Annotated in this window: 18 protein-coding genes; 6 read left to right on the top strand and 12 right to left on the bottom strand. The window is 47.3% G+C overall.

Annotation, left to right across the window (positions count from 1 at the left end):
- Positions 1–26: 26 nt before the first annotated feature.
- The 3 genes from DW205_RS10270 to DW205_RS10260 are packed head-to-tail and all read right to left on the bottom strand — an operon-like array spanning position 27 to position 2,335.
- Positions 27–1,598: a DUF3945 domain-containing protein gene (locus DW205_RS10270; protein WP_121963084.1), complete on the bottom strand. Its 1,572-nt coding sequence runs from the start codon at positions 1,596–1,598 to the stop codon at positions 27–29.
- Positions 1,599–1,618: 20 nt separating this feature from the next.
- On the bottom strand, positions 1,619–1,969 hold the full coding sequence (locus DW205_RS10265; protein ID WP_004291454.1) for a helix-turn-helix domain-containing protein: 351 nt from the start codon (positions 1,967–1,969) through the stop codon (positions 1,619–1,621).
- Between the two features lie 3 nt (positions 1,970–1,972).
- A complete protein-coding gene (locus tag DW205_RS10260; protein ID WP_004304264.1) occupies positions 1,973–2,335 on the bottom strand; it encodes a helix-turn-helix domain-containing protein in 363 nt (120 codons plus the stop codon).
- A gap of 201 nt (positions 2,336–2,536) precedes the next feature.
- Here DW205_RS10260 and DW205_RS10250 point away from each other — a divergent pair, with 201 nt between their 5' ends.
- Positions 2,537–2,836 carry a helix-turn-helix domain-containing protein gene (locus tag DW205_RS10250; protein WP_004291426.1) on the top strand — a complete coding sequence of 100 codons (300 nt, stop codon included), beginning with the start codon at positions 2,537–2,539 and terminating at the stop codon, positions 2,834–2,836.
- A gap of 31 nt (positions 2,837–2,867) precedes the next feature.
- Positions 2,868–3,173, top strand: coding sequence for a helix-turn-helix domain-containing protein (locus DW205_RS10245; RefSeq protein WP_004291424.1), 306 nt, complete (start codon positions 2,868–2,870; stop codon positions 3,171–3,173).
- Positions 3,174–3,250: 77 nt separating this feature from the next.
- On the opposite strand, the gene DW205_RS10240 is transcribed toward DW205_RS10245, so the two are convergent.
- From DW205_RS10240 to DW205_RS10210, 6 genes are all read right to left on the bottom strand, one after another.
- A complete protein-coding gene (locus DW205_RS10240; RefSeq protein WP_004291423.1) occupies positions 3,251–3,613 on the bottom strand; it encodes a hypothetical protein in 363 nt (120 codons plus the stop codon).
- Between the two features lie 11 nt (positions 3,614–3,624).
- Complete coding sequence (locus DW205_RS10235) at positions 3,625–4,860, bottom strand: site-specific integrase (protein ID WP_004291422.1); 1,236 nt, start codon at positions 4,858–4,860, stop codon at positions 3,625–3,627.
- Between the two features lie 414 nt (positions 4,861–5,274).
- The gene (locus DW205_RS10225) at positions 5,275–5,637 is read right to left on the bottom strand and encodes a DUF3244 domain-containing protein (RefSeq protein ID WP_005863481.1); all 363 of its coding nucleotides are present in this window, start codon (positions 5,635–5,637) and stop codon (positions 5,275–5,277) included.
- A gap of 170 nt (positions 5,638–5,807) precedes the next feature.
- Positions 5,808–7,619: a tetratricopeptide repeat protein gene (locus tag DW205_RS10220; protein WP_005863483.1), complete on the bottom strand. Its 1,812-nt coding sequence runs from the start codon at positions 7,617–7,619 to the stop codon at positions 5,808–5,810.
- Positions 7,620–7,978: 359 nt separating this feature from the next.
- Positions 7,979–9,547 (bottom strand): ATP-binding protein, encoded by a 1,569-nt coding sequence (locus DW205_RS10215; protein WP_005863484.1) that lies wholly within the window; start codon positions 9,545–9,547, stop codon positions 7,979–7,981.
- A 133-nt stretch (positions 9,548–9,680) separates the two neighbouring features.
- Positions 9,681–11,348, bottom strand: coding sequence for a nucleoside kinase (locus tag DW205_RS10210; protein WP_005863485.1), 1,668 nt, complete (start codon positions 11,346–11,348; stop codon positions 9,681–9,683).
- Positions 11,349–11,431: 83 nt separating this feature from the next.
- Between DW205_RS10210 and DW205_RS10205 the strand changes: the two genes are divergently transcribed.
- The 4 genes from DW205_RS10205 to DW205_RS10190 all read left to right on the top strand — a co-directional run bounded on the left by DW205_RS10205 (position 11,432) and on the right by DW205_RS10190 (position 16,833).
- Positions 11,432–13,117, top strand: coding sequence for a Na/Pi cotransporter family protein (locus DW205_RS10205; protein WP_005863486.1), 1,686 nt, complete (start codon positions 11,432–11,434; stop codon positions 13,115–13,117).
- Between the two features lie 76 nt (positions 13,118–13,193).
- Positions 13,194–14,576, top strand: a complete 1,383-nt coding sequence (locus DW205_RS10200; protein WP_005863487.1) for a S41 family peptidase — start codon at positions 13,194–13,196, stop codon at positions 14,574–14,576.
- Positions 14,577–14,587: 11 nt separating this feature from the next.
- Positions 14,588–15,763 (top strand): N-acetylglucosamine-6-phosphate deacetylase, encoded by a 1,176-nt coding sequence (nagA, locus tag DW205_RS10195; RefSeq protein WP_005863488.1) that lies wholly within the window; start codon positions 14,588–14,590, stop codon positions 15,761–15,763.
- Between the two features lie 56 nt (positions 15,764–15,819).
- Positions 15,820–16,833 (top strand): AI-2E family transporter, encoded by a 1,014-nt coding sequence (locus DW205_RS10190; RefSeq protein WP_005863489.1) that lies wholly within the window; start codon positions 15,820–15,822, stop codon positions 16,831–16,833.
- Between the two features lie 16 nt (positions 16,834–16,849).
- On the opposite strand, the gene DW205_RS10185 is transcribed toward DW205_RS10190, so the two are convergent.
- From DW205_RS10185 to DW205_RS10175, 3 genes are read right to left on the bottom strand one after another with little or no spacing between them, the layout of a single operon-like run.
- Positions 16,850–20,410, bottom strand: a complete 3,561-nt coding sequence (locus tag DW205_RS10185) for a tetratricopeptide repeat protein (protein ID WP_005863491.1) — start codon at positions 20,408–20,410, stop codon at positions 16,850–16,852.
- 7 nt (positions 20,411–20,417) lie between these two features.
- Entirely contained in the window at positions 20,418–21,221 is an 804-nt protein-coding gene (locus DW205_RS10180) for a metal ABC transporter permease (RefSeq protein ID WP_005863493.1), read from the bottom strand.
- 17 nt (positions 21,222–21,238) lie between these two features.
- Positions 21,239–21,658, bottom strand: coding sequence for a hypothetical protein (locus DW205_RS10175; RefSeq protein WP_005863495.1), 420 nt, complete (start codon positions 21,656–21,658; stop codon positions 21,239–21,241).
- Positions 21,659–21,681 lie beyond the last annotated feature (23 nt).

The raw sequence follows: 21,681 nt of genomic DNA, 5'->3' as shown, positions 1-21,681 counted from the left end.
TTTTGGATTCAGTGGCGGACACGGGATTACATTTTCATGCCCTTGCCCGTTTTCTTCTGCGGCTTCTCCTGCTGCTGTTGCTGGCGGGCGTCCTTCGGGTTGGTCTGACCTTTCTGCAACGGCTCTCTCAGATTCTTTGTAGCCTCGTTGGTCTTGCCATCGTTGTTCACCGCCACCTGCGTGCGGCTCTCGTTGGACGGAGCAACCTGCTGTGCATTGTCAGGGTTCGTGTCGTAGCGGTACGGGCGTCCCTTCTCCGGGTTGAACTTGATATACATCGTGGCATGGAAGCCCTGCTTGTCGGTCACGTTCTCCAGCTTCACGGCTTTACCCGCCACATAGTCGGCTTTCTGCTGGTCGGTGAAGCTCACGCCGCTCCATTTGCTGATGGGGCGGATGCTGCCGTCCTCGTTCATCCACGTGTTGCGGCGTTGCTCCTTCTTGGTCTGTGCGGCATTTTCCCCGCCCTGCGCCTGACTTTTCGATGTGTCGCCTTTGGTTTCCTGTGTCTGTGCGGTACGGGGCGACTTGCCGGTTCCCGGCACGAACTCCACGCCGCGCTGCTCCACGTTCACTTGCAGGGTGGTGACGAACTTTCTGCCGTCGTTGCGCTCGATGAGCTTGTCGCGTACGGGCAGTCCGGCGCGGAGCATGTCCCGCTCCTGCGTGGTGATTTCCGTCTTGCCGATGCGCTCCGGGATGCGCACCCTGCTTGCCGGAATGTCCGTGATTTCATTCGTCTTGCGGTCGATGCTGATGTAGGAGGGGATGATCTCGCCCGTTTCCCTGTCCACAATGTCCACGACCCTACCGAGATTGCCCGTTTCGCGGAGGTTCTTCCGGTCATTGTCGGAGAATTTGTGTTCCTTGTACTCATCCAGCTTCTGCTCCTTGCGGATGAAGTGCGGCACGAGGCTGATGTTTCCCTCACCGTCCTTCTTGAAGGAGAGGCGGGCGTCCAGCTCGAATGATTCGCCGCCGAAGGTCGGTTTGACCTTTACCAAGTCGGACTTGCCATAGTTGAGCATCTTCGTAAGGTCGCCGGACTTTTCAAGGTTGTCCCGCTTTACGCCCCATCTGTCCTCCAGCTCCTGCCAGTTGATTTTACTCTCGTCGATGGGCTGGTAGCCACGTTTGCCCTGCATCTGTTCGGATTTGTCCTGTTGCTGTTCTTTCCGTTGTTCCATGTTCTCCTGTTTTTGAGGTTCTTGTTTCTCTGTCTGTTGTGCTGCCATCTCTTCCTGCACCTTCTTCTCATAGTCGGAGGTGTCCACCTTGTGAGGGGCGAGCAGCTCCTTGTTCGCTTCGGGGTCTTTCAGCAGTTGCTTCATCACCTCTAAGAGATTTTCAGCTTGGTCTGCCGCAATGCGGTAGAAACCGAAGCGGCTGGGTTCCTTGCACTGCCGGAAGAAGTTCTTGAAGAAGTTGTCCAGCACGTCGCCATGTCGGTCGAATTGCAGGAAACTCTGCGCGTTCTCCGCTTTTGCGGGGGTGCGCTTGGGTGTGCCGTCCGCGTTCAGCCCGGCTACCACGCTGATCTCGCCTGTCTTCTCGTCACGGACTACCAGCACGTCCTTTTCGTCTTTTTTCTTTGCCATCTGAAAAATGTTTTAATGGGTTATTTATGAAAGAAATTATGGATACGAGCCTTGTAGAAGGCTATATCTTCCTTTTTGAAGTCCTTGATATGGTTGGAAAGGAATGTCAGCACGTCCTCCTCGCTGTAATAGGTCTTCTTGCCCAGCGTCTTGTAGGGCAATGCGCCTACGCTGCGGTAGCGTTGGAGGGTGCGTTTGCTTATCTGGAGCAACATGCACAAATCCTGATTGTCGAAAAGGCGGATGCTTTCCGTGATAGTGGGCTGTTTCCCCTCAGCCTTCATCGCCAGCAGCAGTTCGTCCTGACGGTCGAGCCGTTCCATCAGCTTCTGCATCCAGCCCTCGAAGTTGTTTCGTGTGAGCAGTTCCATGACCTATGTCCTCCTTCCTTTTGGTTTGCCGCCCGTGCGCAGCGTGTGGTTGTGGAACAGGGTGTCTATTGTCCCTTCCTCGTTCCTTACTGTGTTGTCCTCCAATAGCCGCAGTATCTCGGAAAGGCGGTAGCGGCAGCTTCCGCGTACCACCACATACTCGATACGGTGGTCGGTGCGCATACGCTGCATGGTGCGCTTGCTCACGTTGAGCATCTTCGCCGCCTGTGCCGTGTCAAGCAGCTTGTCTTCGGTTTCCCGCTTCCGTTTCTTCTCGTCCCTTGCCTCGCGGATGTACCCTGCGATGTTCGCAATCTGCGCCATCATCTCCTTGTAGGCGGAACTTTCCATTGTTATCACTTTCATGTTCAGTCCTTTCTTTTTGTTTCTGCGACAAAATTCGGCAATAAACAAAAGGGGCTTTAACAACTCACTACGTGACTCACGTAAGATTTTTGCGGAAGATGGCTCCGTAACCCGGTCAAACGGCGCAACAGGCAGCCTTTCAGCGGAAAACGATACGTCTTGTATGCCGTTTCGTTACCTTTGCGGCAAACTCTAAATGACATGAATATGGAAATAGTATCTATCGAGAAAAAGACTTTCGAGATGATGGTGGCGGCATTCGGCGCACTCTCGGAGAAGGTCGCCGCCCTAAGGCGCAAAAGCGACACGGGGCGCATGGAAAGATGGCTCACGGGCGAGGAGGTCTGCGGGCAGTTGAGAATAAGCCCGCGCACGTTGCAGACGCTGCGTGACAGGCGGCTTATCGGCTACTCGCAGATAAACCGCAGGTTCTATTACAAGCCAGAGGAGGTGAAGCGGCTGATACCGCTTGTCGGCACGCTCTATCCGCACGGCAGATGATTTGATTTATTCACCCACTGAATCCGAAGTTATGATGAACGAGAACAACGATGTTTTTACGATGGAAGACGAGCCGATAGCCTCTGTGGTGCAGGATATGCGCAAAGGCTCGAAATGGCTGTCCGCATTTCTGGAAAGCTACCGTCCTCCGCTGGACGGGGAACGTTACCTGACGGACGGCGAGGTGTCGGAACTGCTCCGTGTGAGCCGGCGCACCTTGCAGGAATACCGCAACAACCGCGTGTTGCCCTTCATACTTTTGGGAGGGAAGGTGCTTTACCCGGAAACGGGGCTGCGCGGGGTACTGGAAGCGAACTACCGCAAGCCGCTGGAGTGAGGCGGTTTCATGAAAAAGTAAACGGGTGACACCTTTTGTGGTGCTACCCGTTTACTTGTCTTATGGGGTATGTGCAATCAGCAATACCCGGCTTTTCCGTTCTGTATGAACATCACGTATGTCTGCCGTTTCTCTTGTGAGAGTGCCTTTCCCACCAGCCATGTGCGGAACAGGTGGGTGTTGTAGGTATTCACCCTGAAAGCGACCGGGATGATGATTTCAAGGGCGTACACGTCCGCGTGCAGCCCGTTTTCAAGCTGCATGTAGCGGCACACCTCGTAGTCGTTCAGCACGTCCGACTTGCGGACGGCTCTGATGGCGGCGTTCACTGCCGGGACGGTCGTATGGAACAATCCGGCTATTTCGGTGGCGGTCATCCACACGTCGTTACCGGTTACGCTGACTGCCTTGTCCTCGATGATGATTGTGTCACGTTTCATGGCTTTTCTTTTTAGATGGTGCAACCTGCAAATTCCTCGACGCCGTTCAATCTTGCGGCAAGGTTCTCCATGTCCTGATTGAGCTTCTCTTTGGTTATCTTTGCGTAAATCTGCGTCGTCTTTATGCTCTTGTGTCCGAGCATGGAGCTGACCGTTTCGATGGGAACACCGTTGGAGAGGAATATCGTCGTGGCTGCCGTGTGGCGGCTCTGATGCCACGTGATATGCTTGGTGATGCCGCAACGCTTGGCGACGGCACGGATACCGGCAAGGCACGTGTTATAATGCGGAACGGGAAATATCCTGCCGTCCCCGCACAGTCCCCGGTATTTGCCGATTATGCGGTTGGCGATGTCGAGCAGGCGGATGTTGGACACCACGCCCGTTTTCTGGCGGTTGATGTTTATCCACTCGTGTTCGTCGAAGTAGGTGCGGATATTCTCTTCCGTAAGGTTGCGCATATCCGCGAACGACAGCCCCGTGAAGGCGCAGAACAGGTAGAGGTCGCGGTACAATTCCTGTTTGGCGTTTTTCAGTTTCCCCTCCATCAGCAGGCGGATCTCATCTTTGGTCAGGAAACTGCGTGTTGTTTCCTCCTTCTTGATTTCATACTCGCGGAACGGGTCGCGCGTCAGCCACTCGTTGTTGATGGCGATGAATACCATCGTCCGTAACGGGCAGACGTACAGCCACACGGTATTGGTGCAGCAGTGCTTGTCCGTGCGCAGGAACATCTCGAAGTCGGAGATGAAAGCCGGGGTAAGCTCTTTTAGGGCGATGTCCTTCACATGGTAGCGGATGTCGAGGAACTCTTGCATGTGCTTGTAAACGGTGCGGTACTTCAGCAGCGTGCCTTTGGCTTTCATGCCTGCCTCCACCTGCTTCTCGTAGTCCTCGTTGTGCTGGCGGAACACCTGCATCAGCGTGTGGTAGCGGTGTTCCAGTCCGAGAAAGGCGTTCTTTACCTTCTCCGCCGTGACGAAGTTGTCACGCTCCATGATTTCCTGATAGTGTCTGTTGATGCGCACCCGCATCTTGTCAAGCATACGGTTCGTTTCGAGTGCCGCCGTGCTTCTGCCCGTGACACGTCCACCTTTGGTGTCCCACAGTTTCGGATCGACAGTCAGTTTGCAGCTGAACTGTGTCTGGCTGCCGTCCACCGTGATGCGTCCCATGACGGGAACTGTCCCGTCCTTTTTCACTACCTGACGCTTGAGGTAGTAGATTACTGAAAATGTACTCTTCATTGTCCTTAATTTTTGGGTTTCAAAATTAGTTGGTGAAGAGTCCGGTGTTGGTACGCAAAACGGGGAGGAACGGCGCAATCTTTTTCCGTAACCTGATTTTTCGCATGAGTTATGGATAACTCACTATTCCTTAGAGCCTTGTTTCGCTATTCGTACCCGTTTGTCGCATTTTCGGGCATGGTTACGAACAAGTAACGTAGCGGCGTCAGGATTTGGCTTCGGCAGGGATTGTAATGGCTTCACGGATTATCGCCACTTCAACCAAAACCCTTGTAACTCAATTCTATCACTATATCTTTCCGCATTTCACTTTTTTGTAGTAACTTTGCGGCGACAAGATACATTAAAATTCCATCGTGCCATCCCAATCCTAATCACGAAGACACGATGAGAATTTAAAGATTGTCATACGCTTTATCGGATCTCAAATTCACCAGTTAACCACCCTAACTTATGGCTTAAGATTACTTGATATGCTCCTGTCTGCATTCCGTCTATCGGAATGTCGATTATATCGCCCATCGCACCGGAAAGTATATTCTCATATATTATATTACCATTCTCATCCGTAATATGAATTGTCAGGTTGTCCAGAGCATCCTTGAACTCTATGCTCAGTACATTGTTATTTATGGACAATGTGGGTGGCAACGCCGTGATGGAACGATAATCCTCATCATCCCATCTTCCTTGTGTAGGAATATCATCCCCGTACGCCAATGAAATGGAGAAAAAAGAACCTAAAAAGATACAGAAGGTCAACAAATTTGTTTTCATGCTCTAATATTGTTTAATTACTGGTTGTGTTTTAATCGTTTGTGAATATCAGTAAAAAAACAATAAGCGAATGAACAAATATGAACAATGCGAAAAAATATTTTTTCGTCCTATTCTCGCTTTTGTTCATTTTTGTTCGTTTTTATTAATTTTAAATCCTGCATAAATTATTATATATCAGATATATATTTATCAAAATCCTTCGCTGTTCCTTCCTTCTTGGTGAGCTTCTCATACAATCTTTTTCGATAAACGGATACATTTCCCTTACTCAACAAGATTTCGATCGCCCCGGGTTTTACTCCTATTTTACTTAGATAACAGATTTTCCTCTCCGATTCGTTTAAGGAGGTGGATTTTTGCAAGGTGGTCACCATCTTTGGGTAAAGTTTGTCCACCGAGATGAAAAGTTTATGCCAATCCGTATCCGTGGGTTCCCAGCCAGCGGGGGAACGGAATTTATCATATAGGCGTTCGTTTTGCAGTCGCTCTGATTCCTCTATTTTTTTCCGCTCTTCTTCTCTTGCTTGTTCCCGTTTCTTTAAGTTTGAGTTCTCGCTCCGAAGGGTGAGCAAATTTTTCTCTAATTCATCTTTGGTATGAGACAATTTCTCTAATTGCATGATTTTTTGCCTGATCTCCTCGTTTGTCCGCTTTAGTTGCTCATCTTTTTCCTTGGAAAGTTGTCGCTCTTTCGTTTTGTAAATTTGGATTTCGTTCTGTAGGCTATCCTTTACGTCAGATATATTTTTCAGGGTCTGCTCATTTCTTTGAATTTGTTCTTCATTGGCTTTTAACCGTTGTAACAGGCTTTTTCGTTCTCGCCTGTAATGGATGAAACGCAGTAGGGCTACTGTTAATAAAAACAGGCAAGCCGTTATGAGTAAAGAATAAAAGGACTTCTGTTTAGAAGCGTAAAGCCGTGCCTCCCATAAATCCTGTTCGATTTCGTTATATGAATAGAACGCTTGTACGTTCCGGATGGATTCAGCATTCTTTCCTTGCTCTATAGAATCTTTTAATAATTCGTATTGCTTAGATAATAACGCCGCTTGTTCCCATTGCCCTTTCTCCAAGGCTATTTCTTTCAAATGGAAAAGTCCTCCGGCACGTGTCTCGGGTAAAGGTGCAGAATTTATGCAGGCTTGTAAGTAAAAGCAAGCCGAGTCGATTTGACCGCTTTTCTTATAAAGTTCCCCAAGCACTAGATATACGGGATATTTGGCTTGTGGTTTTGCTACGTTTTGTAAAGATGTCCGCAATAATCCATGTGCTTCCTCCAGGCGTTGTCTGTCTATATAGAAACCTGCTAATTCCGTATAAACCGAAGGAATAATTCTCTTCCTCATTAAAGCGATCGCTTTTTGGTTGCAAATAATAGCGCTGTCTTGATGGCCCAGCATCAAGAAGGTACGCCCTAAATCCCGCAACGCGAACACCTGTCCTGTACTATCACTTAATAAATGAAAATTTTCCACCGCTTTTTTCTGGAAAGGCAATGCCTTCTCATAAACCTTCTGGTAGGCATAGAGCATACCTATATGATTATGGATCCTACCAAGCAAGGCATGATCCTCTATCTTTTCCTCATCCCGAAGAGCCTTGAGGTAATATTCCTGCGCTTTTAGCGGGTGCCCCAAGTCTTGATTGATTCTTCCTTTATAATACCAAGCTTTCGCTTTTCTTCCCAAGTCGTCTGTTTTCTCGTAATAATCCGCGGCGATCGAGATCAGGGAGTCGGTGGTATGCGTAACGTACGTCTTGTCTTCCGCTTCCGTCAGCAGCAAATAATAATGTGCCTTATCTTTTCGGGATAGGTTTTCTTTGTTCTCTATTTGTTCAAGGAGCATTAAGGCGCTATCCGGATGTTGGGGCATAAGGTTCTCTATTTTTCGGAAGTCTATGGTTTGATGGCCCATTCCGTCGCAAGAGATCCATATAATAGGTATTAGAATTAACAGGAAAACAATGTTTTTCTTCATTTGTGTGTTATTTGTTGAGGGTAAAAATAATACAAAAAGACGAGAATATCTTGGCTGGAAATCCCGACTTTTTGGATCTATTTTTATTTCCATTACAAATATCTTGAATAACAGATGGTTACGCTAGAAGCAAGTCATCCGCTTATGGCTTGACAAGTGAATAACTAACGGCTTGTCAAGTGAATAACTAACGAGTAGGGGTAGCCGTCAGTTAACGGCTTGGGAAGTGATCAGTTATTCACTTGAGAAGCCTTTTCCCAGAGAAGATATACTTACTTTGCCGATGAAGTATATCTTCTCCGGGCATAGGATATATACTTCATCCGCAAAGTAAGTATATATGGATAAAACAGGCTTTTTTATCCTACCAGCCATCGTTCTATATTCCGGGTCTCTGAGGAGAAGTTCGCGCCGATCTTGATCACTTGCCGTTTATCAGCGGCGAAGGGTAGGGCATAACCTTTCTCCTCGATCTGCCGCAGAGCCTCCTCTGCGGTTCCGTTCAGCTTGAACTCCATGATATAGACGTAGCGGTCGGTTTGTAGGACGAGGTCGATGCGTCCGTTCGAGGTGTGGTATTCCACTTGCGTGTACAGTCCGACCAGCTTGAAGACGATGAAGAGCACGTTGCGGTAATGCAGCTCCGTGTCCCGTTCCGGGTTCCGGCCAATAATCGCCTCGTAAGAGGTATCGGCGAAGAAGCTTTGTAGGCGGTGGAAGAAGGCATCGTAGTCTCCTGCCCGTACCTCTCTCACAAAGCGGCCTATCTCGAAAGGAGACTTCGAGGCTTGAATGTTCGTATAGAACGGCAGTAAGTATTTCATGAAACCCTCCTCTACCTCTTGGTTCGGGAAACCTAAGCGATAGATCTTGAATTCCGGCTCGTAATCCTTGATCGTGAGGTATCCGCTTTGGTAGATGACGGGGATGGGATTGTTCGAAGCGGAGTCGATGCTGTTCAACACATCGGCGTCGGTCTCGGTGTTGGCCATGTCGTACAGGTCGTAGTTCGTTCGTTTCAGCAACTCCATCAAGTAAGTGGGCGTGCCCGTCTCGAACCAATAATCGCTGAGCCGCATATACTTGAAGGTATTCAGCAGGCTGAAAGGGTTATAAATGCCCGGTCCCCCGGCCACGAAATGATAGCCGTCGTACCGTTTCCGTAGCAAGGATCGGGCCTCCTCGTATGTCCGCTCAAGGGCAGAGGCCAACGTATGGATGTCCTCATCGAAATGCGTACGCAGCTCCGTTTCCGTGATGCCGCAAATGGCGGCGTAAGGCTCCCGCATGGATATATCGTCCAAATTGTTGAGGTCGCTGAAGACGCTTACCTTCCCGAACTTGGTCACGCCGGTCAGCAGGGCGAAGCGTATGGCCCTGTCCATGGTCTTCAACACACCGTAGAAGGGTTTGAGCATGTTCCGGAATCGGTTTTGCGTCTCCTCGTCGTGCAAGTTCTGTAGCAAGGGCTTGTCGTACTCGTCGATCAGGATCACGGCCCGCTGTCCGGTTTTGCGGTAGGCCCGGTCGATGATTCCGGCGAAGCGGAGGGGCAGGGTCTCCTCGGTAGGCCGTGTCCCATACTCCTCCTCATATCTGGACAAGGTATCATTTAATATCTTATACAAGCTGTCAGGGGCGTCGTAGTGGGAGATATTCAAGTCGAAATGCAAGATCGGATGCTTGGTCCACTCTTTCTCCAGCTTCTCCATGGCCAGTCCCTCGAACAGCTCCTTTTTCCCTTGGAAATAGGCCTCCAGCGTGGATAGCAGCAGACTCTTCCCGAATCGACGCGGGCGGCTGAGGAAATAGTAGCTTCCTGTTTTCACCAATTGATAGATCAAAGCGGTCTTATCAATGTAGAGATAGCCGTCCTTGCGGATTTTCTCGAAGTTCTGTATGCCGATGGGGTAAATAGTCTGGTTCATATCGTCTTGTGTTTAATGTGACTCATGGACAAAGATACAAAAAAAACACGTACGTGTTTTCAAAAAAAGACGTACATGTTTTCGGAAAAACACGTACGTCTTTTTTTAAAGGCTTTATAGAGTATGATTCTACCTAGTACTTGAAGCTTCCTCCCCCCAAGAATTCACGGAGCAAGGAAGTTCCGGGAAGTTCCTCCGTCGGGATGTAATTAAAGTAGCGGAGGAAACGGAGCAAACGATACGCCTCCGCATTCGCCTTACTACTCTCCGGCACTTGTGCGAGGATCGGTTCCGCGAATTTGCGCAAGGCGGCCAGCTCATACAACATGGCGCTGTTAAACATAGCGTCCGCATTCTCCTGATAGGGAAAGATCCATTTATCCTCACCCCGGCGCACGCTCGGCCAACGGTTGATCGTATCTTCCGCCGAATATCCCCTAAAGCGATAATCCCGGATAATACGGCGCAGCAGACGATTATCCGTCGTCGGTATCCAATTATGGTTATCCAAAGAGATAGAGGTCAAGACCGAGACATATACCCGATATTTATATTTATCATCGATAAACTCCGTCAGTTCCGGATTCAAAGCATGAATACCTTCTATTACCAAAATCGAGTTCTCACGAAGTTTTAACTTCTTTCCCTTGAAAATCCTTCGGCCAGACTCAAAGTTGAAACTAGGCAGCTCGATCTCTTCCCCGGATAACAACTTCTTCAAATCCTTATTAAAATAAGGTAAATCCAGCGCATACAAAGATTCAAAATCATACTCGCCATGCTCATCTTTCGGTGTATCTTCCCGATTCAAGAAATAATCATCCAAGGAAATTCCTACCGGATGAAGCAGGTTAGTCGTCAATTGTACTTGCAAACGCTTGCAAAACGTAGTCTTTCCCGAAGAAGAAGGGCCGGAGATCAAGACGATACGGATGCCCTCTTTATATCCATCGGCGATCTTTTCGGCGATCTTGGCAACCTGTTTTTCCTGCATCGCCTCAGAGACAAGGATTATATCCTGAGAGCGGCCTTTCTCTATCGCTAAATTCAAATCCCCCACATTATCTAAGCCGACAGTCCGCTGCAATGTAAGGTGTTCCTTATAAGCCTCGAACATCTTATCCTGCTTGATGACAGGCTGCAATTCCATCGGATCGGTCTGCTTCGGGATACGGAGCAAAACGCCATCCATATACGGTTCCAAGTCAAACAATTGGATATAGCCGGTCGAAGGGGTTAAACAGCCATAAAAGAAGTTGATATAACCTTCCAACTCATAATAAGAGGTATAAGGCAATCCCGCCGTCTCTATTAAGCGAGCCTTATCATTCATACCCCGCTCCCTGAACAATACGGCGGCATCCACCGTACGGACACTCTTATGGAGGAAAGGAAGATCCGCATCAATCAACTCCCACATACGTTTCTTGATCTTCTCGATCGTCTCCAGATCGATGTTCTTGCCGTTATGGATCACGCAATAGTAACCTTTCGATACCGGATGTTCCAGATTTAAGGTCGCCGTCGGCCAAATATCATACACCGCCTTGGAAAATATATGGCAAAGCGAGCGGACATAGGTTCTCAATCCGGATAATTGAGTATAGTCGATAAATTCGATATCCTTCGGTTGCCAGCAACGGAAGTTCAAGCTTTCCGTCTTATTATTCACTTGCGCGTTCATCGGCCTGTACCGAAGCGGAGCGCCAACCGCCGTATAAATGTCCAACAACGAAGAACCAATGGGTACATCCTTGTAGGTATTATTATTTTTGCAGTAAATTGTTATTGTCTCAGACATACTATCTCAGTTATTATTTGTAAATTCGCCCCCTAAAGTTAGGAATATTAATCGGATATACAATCCACTTAAACGTAATTTAAATGGACTATTCTTTTTTTGATTTTCTCCGGCTGATCGGCTCCTTGGCGCTGTTCTTGTACGGAATGAAGATCATGAGTGAAGGGTTACAAAAATTTGCGGGTGACAGTTTACGGCGAATACTAACCGCGATGACCACGAACAGAGTAACCGGTATGCTCACCGGGGTGTTAATAACGGCTCTTATCCAATCATCATCGGCTACGACGGTTATGGTCGTGAGTTTCGTGAATGCCGGACTCTTGACATTGACCCAATCCATCGGAGTCATTATGGGTGCTAACATCGGAACCACGGTAACGGCATGGCTTATCTCCGCCCTCGGTTTCAAGGTCGATATCGCCGCATTCGCCCTTCCCCTTTTAGCTTTCGCTCTCCCACTCTTCTTCTCAGGAAAAAGCTCTCGTAAATCAATTGGTGAATTTGTTTTTGGTTTCGCGTTCCTGTTCATGGGTCTTCAAAGTTTAAAGGCAAACGCCCCAGACCTCGGAGCGAATCCGGAAATGCTGGCTTTCGTGCAGAATTATACGGATATGGGATTTTTCTCCATCATCTTGTTCTTATTTATCGGAGCGATCTTAACCATGATCGTACAAGCCTCCGCCGCCACGATGGCTATTACATTGATTATGTGCGCCAACGGCTGGATCGATTACCATTTGGGAGTCGCTTTGGTATTAGGCGAAAATATCGGAACCACGATTACGGCCAACTTAGCCGCATTAACCGGAAACACACAAGCACGACGAGCCGCGTTAGCGCACCTTGTTTTCAACGTTTTCGGTGTCATGTGGGTTTTGGTGCTCTTCTACCCTTTCACGAATGCCGTCTCATGGTTTGTTACCCATGTAATGAAGGTCAGTGATCCGGCTGTGGCGGTATCCTTTAAACTGGCAGCGTTCCACACTGCATTCAATATCAGTAATACTTTCATTATGATCTGGTTCGTAAGCTTGATCGAAAAGACCGTATGTACGCTTATCAAGCCCAAGGTGGAAGACGAGGAATACCGCCTTCGCTATATCACGGGAGGTATGTTATCCACCGCCGAGCTTTCCATCCTACAAGCTCATAAAGAAATCTCATTATTCGCCGAGCGTACGGCTAGGATGTTTAATATGGTGAAAGAATTATTCTACGAGAAGAATGAGGAGACCTTCCTCAAGACTTATAGCCGCGTCGAGAAATACGAGAATATCAGCGACCGCATGGAGATCGAGATCGCAAATTACTTGACCGAAGTATCGGAAGGCCGTTTGAGTTCTGAAAGTAAGGAAGAAATCCGTATCATGCTACGTGCCGTCTCGGAAATCGAGAGTATAGCGGATTCTTGTAATAACCTTGCCCGAAGTATCAAACGCAGAAACGAGTTCAAATCCGAATTCACGGAGGAGCAAAACAAGCACTTGGATCATATGTTCGAGCTGGTATCCGGGGCGTTAAATCGCATGAACCTAATTTTGCATAAACCGGAACTCGTACATGATGATATCAATCCTTCTTATAACATAGAGAACGAGATCAACAACTATCGTAACCAGTTGAAGAGCCGGAATATCGAAGATATCAACAATAAGCTGTACCAATATCAAGATGGCGTTTATTACATGGACATGGTTAGTGAAAGTGAAAAGCTGGGCGATTATGTATTAAATGTTGTTCAAGCGGTTATCGAGAAGAAAATATAGCGTATATTTGTCCTTAACAATATCAACAGCCCTTTTCCGTTATTGAGAGAAGGGCTGTTTTTAATATATATCCACTATGAATTATAAATATTATACGATCGTTATCCTTGGCCTTTTAGCATTCTCCGCTTGCGAGAAAGATGATATTGACATTCCGGCAACCGACAATGAAGTAAATCAATGGATCGAGCAAACGATGCGAGAGAATTATCTTTGGTATTCCGAGTTCCCGGATAAAAGTTCCTTGGACTTTAGTCTTGATCCGGAGACCTTCTTCAAGGGCCTGTTATCCGATAAAGACGGGAAAGATCTTCCTGAAGGTCATCATTACTTTTCCCAATTAGAGAAAGCGACCGTAACAAAGAGCATTTACGACGCGAACAACTCATATGGATTCGATTTCGCGACTTCCAACCTTAAAGACGGAGGCAGTACCTATAAAATAGCCATTGTCCTTTATGTATTAAAGGATTCACCCGCCGAAGAAGCCGGATTGAAACGGGGAGACTGGATACTTGGCGTAAACGGCTCCTTGGGTTCTATCCAAGACTATGATGTATTGAGAAGCGGAGGCAGCGTATCCCTCCAACTAGGAAAAGAAATAGGAAACACCAAGGGATTCGTCTCCACCCGAAGAGTTACCTTGAACGCATCCCGAACGGTAGAAGACACCCCATTCCTAAAAGATTCCGTATACACATATGGCAATAAGCGAATCGGCTATTTGATGTACAACCATTTCGCCTCCGGACCGGATGAATACGATTATAGCGACACAAGTTATAATCTTTATTTGCAACAACTCTTCGAAAAATTCAAAAGCCGCAACGTCAATGAGTTCGTACTTGATTTACGCTATAATGGGGGTGGGCTTGTCAATTGCGCCCAATTACTGGCTTCGCTATTAGTCCGTGAAAACGTTTTAGGAGAACCTTTATGTATCATGGAGTATAACGATAAAAACTCCAATAAAAATGAGACCTTGCCTTTACTCAAAACGACCGAGGTCATGGCGGGAAACTTAAACCTACAACGGCTATTTGTTTTGACAGGTTCAACTACGGCTTCTGCCTCCGAACTTATCATTAACTCGCTACGATCTTATCTAGACGTTCGGGTTATCGGTAAGCAGACTTTTGGCAAGACCGTCGGTATGACGATCTACAATGAATCTAAAAAATATGGCTGGATACTTTCTCCCGTCACTTTCCATATTTATAATAAGGATCGGGAAGCTGATTATGAAGACGGATTTCATCCCGATGTAGCTATTGATGAATTCAAGAGTGATCTAGCTGAATTCGGAGATTTGAAGGATCCTTTATTAGGACAAGCTATTTACGAGATAACCGGCCAGTCACCACTCTTACGATCCGCTACCCCGAGGGGCAACCGGGAAATCCAATATAATCCCCCGTTGTCCTATAAGGATAACTTATTACTGATTCCAAAAGACTAAAAACAAAATATATGGAAAGCGCATTTCTTAAAATCATAAACGCAAAAGTATTAACTCCTTCGGGCCTCCTACCAAACGGGCAAATCATCATCTCGGATGGGAAAATAGTGGAGATCACCGGGCAAAACCGGGAGATTCCTCATGCGGAGATCATCGACGCAAAAGGATATTATGTGGCTCCCGGCTGTATCGACACGCATGTACACGGCGGCAACGGACATGATTTCACGGAAGCTACCCCGAAAGCGTTCTATGCGATCACAAGAGCACATGCTTTACAGGGAACAACGGCTTTATATCCTACATTGGCAGCGGCCCCTATCGAGACCTTCCGGGAAGCGATCAAGACCTGCGAGCACATCATGAACCACCCGGAACAGGGGGCCCGTATCATGGGATTACATCTTGAAGGCAACTATTTGAATATGGCTATGAAAGGCGGACAAGACCCTAATTATATTTACCCGCCCGATCCCCAAGAATATAAGGAATTACTAAACAGTACCCAATGTATTAAACGCTGGAGCGCCGCCCCCGAGCTTGACGGGGCTTTGGTATTCGGTAAATATGCGTCAGCTCATGGTGTGTTGGTTTCACTAGCCCACACCACAGCCGATTATCTCCAAGTGAAAAAAGCATACGAAGCCGGATTCACCCATGCTACCCACTTCTACAATGCCATGACTTCCGTCCATAAAGACCGTGAGTATAAACATGAAGGAACGGTAGAAGGTATTTATCTCATGAAAGATATGACCGTTGAAGTTGTAGCCGATGGTATCCACGTACCGCCAGCAATCTTAAAGTTGGTATATCAAATCAAAGGGGTAGAACGTACGTCCTTAATCACGGACGCAATGGCCGCCGCCGCTTGCGATAACGGTACGGAACATTTTCCGGACTCCCGGGTAATTATTGAGGAAGGCGTATGTAAATTAGCCGATCGCTCAGCTATCGCAGGAAGTATAGCTACCGGAATCCGCTTGATCCGTACCTTAGTCGAGAAAGCGGAAATTCCATTGCACGACGCTGTTCGTATGGCTTCCGAAAGCCCAGCCCGCCTAATGGGTATTTTAGACCGTAAAGGAACATTGGAGAAAGGAAAGGATGCCGATATCATCATTTTCAACAACGATATAGAGATTCAAGAGACCTTCATCGAAGGTAAACGGCTCTCCAAAGAATAAGAAATCCAATAAACAATGACTTCTCCTATCTTGTTTTTAGATAAATAAGGGCATGAATGTATATGGAAAACGTAAAAGAACATTACTGGAGATACTCATTGATCACCATTATATTAGGACTAGGGGTAATTCTATTTTTTAAGATTACCCCGTTTCTTGGAGGTATACTTGGAGCATTCACCATCTATATATTGCTGCGTGGACAGATGTTCCATCTGACAGAAAAGCTAAATATGAGACCGGCTTTTGCAGCTTTACTGTTACTGGGGGAAACAATCTTATGTTTCTTAATCCCAATCACATTGGCGATCTGGTTGGTAATCAACAAAACTCAAAATATTAATTTAGACCCGACTGTACTGCTAAATACAGGCCAACATATAGCGGATCTAGTTCAGGAAAAGACCGGGTTTGATGTACTGGATAGAGGAAACTTATTAAAAGCGGCCTCTATACTCCCACAAATCGGACAGTTTTTAGTGGGTAGCATAAGCAGTTTCGCCGTAAATGTCGTCGTCTTGATTTTCATTCTGTACTTCATGCTGATAGGCGGAAGAAAAATGGAAAACTATCTATACACCTTATTCCCCTTCAGTGATCAAAACAAGGATGAGGTACTCAACGAGATCAATATGATCGTAAAATCAAACGCCATAGGTATCCCTCTTTTGGCGGTTATACAAGGTATCGTAGCGGTGATCGGTTACTTTATCTTTCAGACTCCCGATCCGCTGTTATTTGGGTTTCTCACTTGTATCGCTACGATCATTCCCATTGTAGGGACCGCATTGGTCTGGGTTCCGTTGGCGGCTTATATGGCTTTAAACGGAGATTGGGTACATGCCTTGGGATTGGCTATTTATGCCTTGCTTGTCATTACGAACGTCGATAATCTGATTCGTTTTATCCTACAAAAGAAGTTGGCGGATATACATCCGTTAATCACCGTCTTCGGAGTCGTAATCGGGTTGTCCTTATTCGGATTTATGGGGATCATCTTCGGGCCGTTGTTACTATCCTTATTCCTTCTTTGTATAGATATCTTCAAGAAGAGCTATTTGGATAAATAAAGAGTATCTAACGCAATTAACGCTTCCGGGCCTTTTCCCGGGCGGCCTTTTCCTTTTCCCGCAAGGCTTCCTTGCGGGCTTTTTCTTTCTCTTTCAATTTTTGCTTGTATAAGCGTTCCTTCTCCTTACGTTCTTTTTCTTTCTCTTTCAAGCGTTGCTTATAAGCACGTTCCTTTTCCTTACGAAGGTCCTCACGAGCTTTCAGTTTCGCCTTACGGTCGGCTTCCGCTTGTTTCAGCTTGGCCTTGCGATCAGCTTCCAACTGTTTCTCTCGATCAGCCTTCGCTTTCAACAGGGCACGTTCTTCCTCCGCTTGCTTCTTGAGAAGTTCTTCCTGTTCTTTCGCTTTCTGCTCACGTAATTCCTTATCCGCCTTTTGCTGGGCCTCGAAAGCCTTACGAGCCTCTTCCTTGCGGGCTTCTTCTTCGGCAGCTTCCCGTTTACGGATCTCTTGGATTTCTTTCAAGGTCATGCCTTGATCCTCAACCGCCGGCTGAACAACAGGAACCGTATCCTTACGAAGGGTATCGACACGCTGGATTTCCGGTTTGTCAAACGCAGGGACCTCAATCGTATCCGGGACGACTGGTATAGCGGGCTGTCGAACAGGTTCTTGAACAGGCCGTTGTTCCTCCTCCGGCTCTGTAACAGGTTGTTTTTCCGGTTCAACTTCTAGTTTCAATTCATCTGCCTCTTCCGGCACTTCGGCTTCTTCCTCCGTGATCATTTCATCTTCAGTCGCCTCCTCCTCCTTAGCGGCTTCCATACGGGCTTTCCAACGACCTGCCAGATCCGGTAATTCCTCACCGAAGCTCTCATCGAAGAAGGTGATATATTCATCCAAGGTCTTGCCACGCATCAAGGTCTCATAATTATCATCAGAGATCGGTAACACGGCAACCGCTTTATTCAAGGCCGTAGCATAGCCATCCTTACCGTATATCATCTTATAATATTGGATAATCTCGTCAAAACTAATAAATCCTTTAATCGCCAGCATACTGATCGGGCCGGCCTGCTCCAAAGCCAAATCAAACTCTTTCACCATGAAGTTCGCGAAGTTATAAGCGGCGACGGCGAATAGCAACTGATTCTGATCTACGCTACCCGTAGGATATACCAAAAGCATCTGATAAGGCGTATTCCGTTCCGGATTAAATACACGAGCCGAATCCTCGGCAGATAGCATACCATCCTCGCCCAAACCGAATCGTAGGTTCCAACTCATACCTTTCACTCCGCCCTGCACCAAGGCACGTCCCCGAAGAACACCTTTCAACATCTCCCCGGCCAGTTCCGTGACATCCGCATTCGGATACTTCTCGACCAGTGCTTTCAAGGCATTCTTAAACCCTTCCGCATCCCCGGCCTGCACATAGGATAACGCATCCAAGAACATGAATTTAGGCATCAATGTAGCCAATGGATATTTCTCGCTTACGTACCGGAAACTCTTACGTACATACGCTGTATCGCTTTCCAGATAGCGGTCGTAAGTAGCTTGATAGATCGAGTCTTGTACCACATCCATCATGCGGATATTATACTCGTAATTCGGATCAGCCACAGCTACCGCATAATCGCTTTCCGGGAAGGCGTTCATTAGTTTATTCTTATACTCGGTAGCCAACGCTGTATTTCCGGTTTTCAGGGCCATCAAATATACTTGATAATAGCTCTCCAAACGGTGCTCATTATCCGGGAAACGGCGTTCCAAATTCTCGAACGCCTCGACAGATAAGGGGATATCCTCCAACTTATCCTTATAGATCATCGCCATATTGTAAAGACCGTCTATAATAATAATGTTAGAAGCATCTATATCCTCTTGCGTGAAAGGTAGCTGCTGTAGGTAATACTCACGGGTATGCGGATCATCGGCGGCAACAGCCGGCAGATCACCGCCTATCGAATCGGTCGGCAACGGCTCACCGTCCGGCCCTACCATTTGGGTGGAATCTCCCTCGGCCAGCATCTCCTCATCCAGATTCTCATTAAAGGTAGAGAGTTCCTTCTTACGGCGGCGCCAGTGATCTTCCAACGGACGACGTCCCCATTTACGCTGGAACTGTGTCTTTCCTTGCGCTACAGTCTGAGGGTTATAGAAGTAGAAAGACGCTCCACCGGACGCATTCGGCAAGACAACAGCGTTGGTTTCCGTACCGGGACGGTCGATTCCGGTGCCTTTCGCTTCCTGCTCGGCCAGATAAGCCTCCTTCTCAGCCAAGGCTTTCGCCTCTTCCTCCTCTTTCTTTACCTCCTCAATCTTCTTATCGATAATCGCTAACCGCTCCGCTTCCGGTAATTTAGCCAAGGCTTGCAAACTGTCTTGAAGATGGACCGCTTCTACATGCACGACCAATTCATCCAGAATCGCCGACAATTTAGAAACCCGTTCATAATCCCTGTATTCCTTTTGAATTCCAGCTAAGGCTCCGCTAAAGCAAGGTTGCGCTTTCACGTAATCCCGCATCGTAAAATAGATATCTCCCAGCTTTATCTGGCAGATCGCCTTATCCATTCCATTCAATGTACTCTTATCGATACCGAGTTGATAGTTCTTTATGGCATTCACCGTATCTTCCCGGCTGAGGTATACATTTCCTAAAGCATAGTATACTTGATCCAGATAATCCTTATTCTTCTGGCTTTTCGCCATTTTCTCGAGCATCTTCACCACTTTCAAATAATTCGTACCCGAGAATACTTCTGTCTGACGGATACGTGAGGCAAATTCCAACTCATACGGAGGATTCGAACGGGCTACCTCACCAAAGGTCTTATAAGCCAAGCCATCTAATTCTTGATCCGCATAGATTTGTCCCAAAAGATACTTCATCCGGGTACGTTGCTTCCGGTTTTTCTCCGCCTTGATAGCGGTCTTCAGATAAGGGATGGCATCCTCGAACTGCCCGTTCTTGATCAAATAATCGGCATACACCGCCGCATATTGCTTCAAGGCGGAAGCAGGAATACCGTTCTTGTTCATCTTATCCAAGATATCCTCGGATTCATAGAACCAACCCATCTCGGAATAACAACGGGCTTGCCACAAACGGGCCTCGGCCACGACCTCCTCGTCCTTCGCATAATGACGGGCTATATAGGAAAAGGTAGCGGAGGCTTGCAGGAAATCGGCATTGTAGAATTGCGCCTGTCCCATGATCAGCCAACTATTCTTTAAGAAAGGGTTATATTCCTCTTGTTCTTGGATAGCACGTAGTTTGGGATTATTCCGCCAGCCCGGTTTCTTGGCCGGTTTCGCTTTTATGGAGTGTAGTTTAATAGCTTTATTACTTTTCTCGATCGTCCGGTCGAAAGGGCCGCCCGGCTCGGCTTTGTCTTTAGGCTGAGCGCTAATCGGATACATATAGATCCTGTCGGAATAGTTCTCTTTATATCCGTCCTGTTGGCTTTTCAGTGCCTCGTCAAACGCTTGTTTTCCATTGAAATAAATATTATAACGGGTCGTAAAGGCATGATAAAAACGGCTCGCTTTCGTGTTCTTCTTCGTGCTGCACGACCAAAGCAAGAGTACCGTTAATAACGCCACTATGTAGTAAAACCCTTTTTTCATTCTTTAATTAACGCCGTAACAACGGTTTTATTGCTTTCAAGGCCAAAAAGAGGACCACCAAAAACAAGATGATAAACGCACCGGAAGGCACGTTCAGGAAATAAGAAAGAACCAGTCCGGACACGCAACCCAGAAAGCCGATCGCGATACTTCCCCATATGATCTTCTTGAAGTCGGAAGTAAACAGGTTCACCGTTATTTGAGGCAGGGTCAGCAAACTCATCAATAGCATAATCCCTACCAACCGGATCGAAAGAACAATTGTCATGGCGATAAAGCACATCATCGTATACTCGATCCATTTTACCGGTAGGCCTTGCGTGACAGCGAAGTCACGATCGAACGCCACGTAAACAATCTCACGGAGGAAAAGGGAGAATATGAGTATCAACAATACCACCAACCCTAAAATCCATAAGATATCGGCCGTAGAGATCGTTAATATATTACCAAATAGATAGGCGGATAGATTCGGGGCGTACCCCGGGGTAAGGAAGATGAAGATCACTCCCAAAGCCATACCCAGCGACCATACGCCCGCTATAGCGGAATCCTCCCTTACGTTTTGCGTCTTGCTCGCCCACTCCACGCCAAAAGCGGAGAGGATGGAGAACAGCATCGCCATCAAGATCGGATTTGTTCCCAGATAAAAACCCAAGCCCAAACCACCGAACGAAGCATGCGTGATCCCTCCGCTGATAAATACCAACCGGCGGGATACGATGTAAGTCCCGACAATCCCACAAGCGATAGCGGTTAGCAAGCTCCCGATCAAGGCATTCTGAAAAAAGGCATATTGCAATAAATCCATATGATTCGTTTCCTAAATTAATGAGTACGGCGTTCGCCAATGATCAAGAATGCCTCATCCTTCAAGGCATCCGGCAAATTGATCCCCCGCAATTGCAGGCTACGGAGCCAACCGGCCACCTCCACTTCCCGGAGGGTATAAAGCACTTCACTAAACTCCTCAACGGCTTCCTCATCGTAAGCGTCCGCTTCCACTCCTTGGAACCGATCCAGTTCCTCATCGTTATAATATTCGATTTTCTTGCTGACGGCAGCTAATAAACTATCCCGCTCGCAAGTCTCATGTTGTCCGCAGCAAACCTCCGGGATCTCCTGTGCCTCGGGGATCTCCGAGATCTCCCCCCGTTCCAGCATCTTCTGAAGTTTCTTATTCCGGAAATATCCGGCGACAGCGGCTACGACACCCAGGCCTATAAGACTTATGACAATGTACCACATAATTCAATTGAAAATTGAGAATT

This window comes from Parabacteroides sp. AM17-47 (assembly GCF_003434625.1).
In the GTDB taxonomy this organism is placed as follows: Bacteria; Bacteroidota; Bacteroidia; order Bacteroidales; family Tannerellaceae; genus Parabacteroides; species Parabacteroides distasonis.
The sequence above is the reverse complement of the archived record's forward strand: the minus strand, read 5'-3'. Positions and strand labels throughout refer to the sequence as shown.

What these genes read in the sequence shown, in the direction of transcription:
- DW205_RS10270 (WP_121963084.1), bottom strand. Translation starts at nt 1,598, where the DNA reads ATGGCAAAGAAAAAAGACGAAAAGGACGTGCTGGTAGTCCGTGACGAG.
- DW205_RS10265 (WP_004291454.1), bottom strand. Translation starts at nt 1,969, where the DNA reads ATGGAACTGCTCACACGAAACAACTTCGAGGGCTGGATGCAGAAGCTG.
- DW205_RS10260 (WP_004304264.1), bottom strand. Translation starts at nt 2,335, where the DNA reads ATGAAAGTGATAACAATGGAAAGTTCCGCCTACAAGGAGATGATGGCG.
- DW205_RS10250 (WP_004291426.1), top strand. Translation starts at nt 2,537, where the DNA reads ATGAATATGGAAATAGTATCTATCGAGAAAAAGACTTTCGAGATGATG.
- DW205_RS10245 (WP_004291424.1), top strand. Translation starts at nt 2,868, where the DNA reads ATGATGAACGAGAACAACGATGTTTTTACGATGGAAGACGAGCCGATA.
- DW205_RS10240 (WP_004291423.1), bottom strand. Translation starts at nt 3,613, where the DNA reads ATGAAACGTGACACAATCATCATCGAGGACAAGGCAGTCAGCGTAACC.
- DW205_RS10235 (WP_004291422.1), bottom strand. Translation starts at nt 4,860, where the DNA reads ATGAAGAGTACATTTTCAGTAATCTACTACCTCAAGCGTCAGGTAGTG.
- DW205_RS10225 (WP_005863481.1), bottom strand. Translation starts at nt 5,637, where the DNA reads ATGAAAACAAATTTGTTGACCTTCTGTATCTTTTTAGGTTCTTTTTTC.
- DW205_RS10220 (WP_005863483.1), bottom strand. Translation starts at nt 7,619, where the DNA reads ATGAAGAAAAACATTGTTTTCCTGTTAATTCTAATACCTATTATATGG.
- DW205_RS10215 (WP_005863484.1), bottom strand. Translation starts at nt 9,547, where the DNA reads ATGAACCAGACTATTTACCCCATCGGCATACAGAACTTCGAGAAAATC.
- DW205_RS10210 (WP_005863485.1), bottom strand. Translation starts at nt 11,348, where the DNA reads ATGTCTGAGACAATAACAATTTACTGCAAAAATAATAATACCTACAAG.
- DW205_RS10205 (WP_005863486.1), top strand. Translation starts at nt 11,432, where the DNA reads ATGGACTATTCTTTTTTTGATTTTCTCCGGCTGATCGGCTCCTTGGCG.
- DW205_RS10200 (WP_005863487.1), top strand. Translation starts at nt 13,194, where the DNA reads ATGAATTATAAATATTATACGATCGTTATCCTTGGCCTTTTAGCATTC.
- nagA (WP_005863488.1), top strand. Translation starts at nt 14,588, where the DNA reads ATGGAAAGCGCATTTCTTAAAATCATAAACGCAAAAGTATTAACTCCT.
- DW205_RS10190 (WP_005863489.1), top strand. Translation starts at nt 15,820, where the DNA reads ATGTATATGGAAAACGTAAAAGAACATTACTGGAGATACTCATTGATC.
- DW205_RS10185 (WP_005863491.1), bottom strand. Translation starts at nt 20,410, where the DNA reads ATGAAAAAAGGGTTTTACTACATAGTGGCGTTATTAACGGTACTCTTG.
- DW205_RS10180 (WP_005863493.1), bottom strand. Translation starts at nt 21,221, where the DNA reads ATGGATTTATTGCAATATGCCTTTTTTCAGAATGCCTTGATCGGGAGC.
- DW205_RS10175 (WP_005863495.1), bottom strand. Translation starts at nt 21,658, where the DNA reads ATGTGGTACATTGTCATAAGTCTTATAGGCCTGGGTGTCGTAGCCGCT.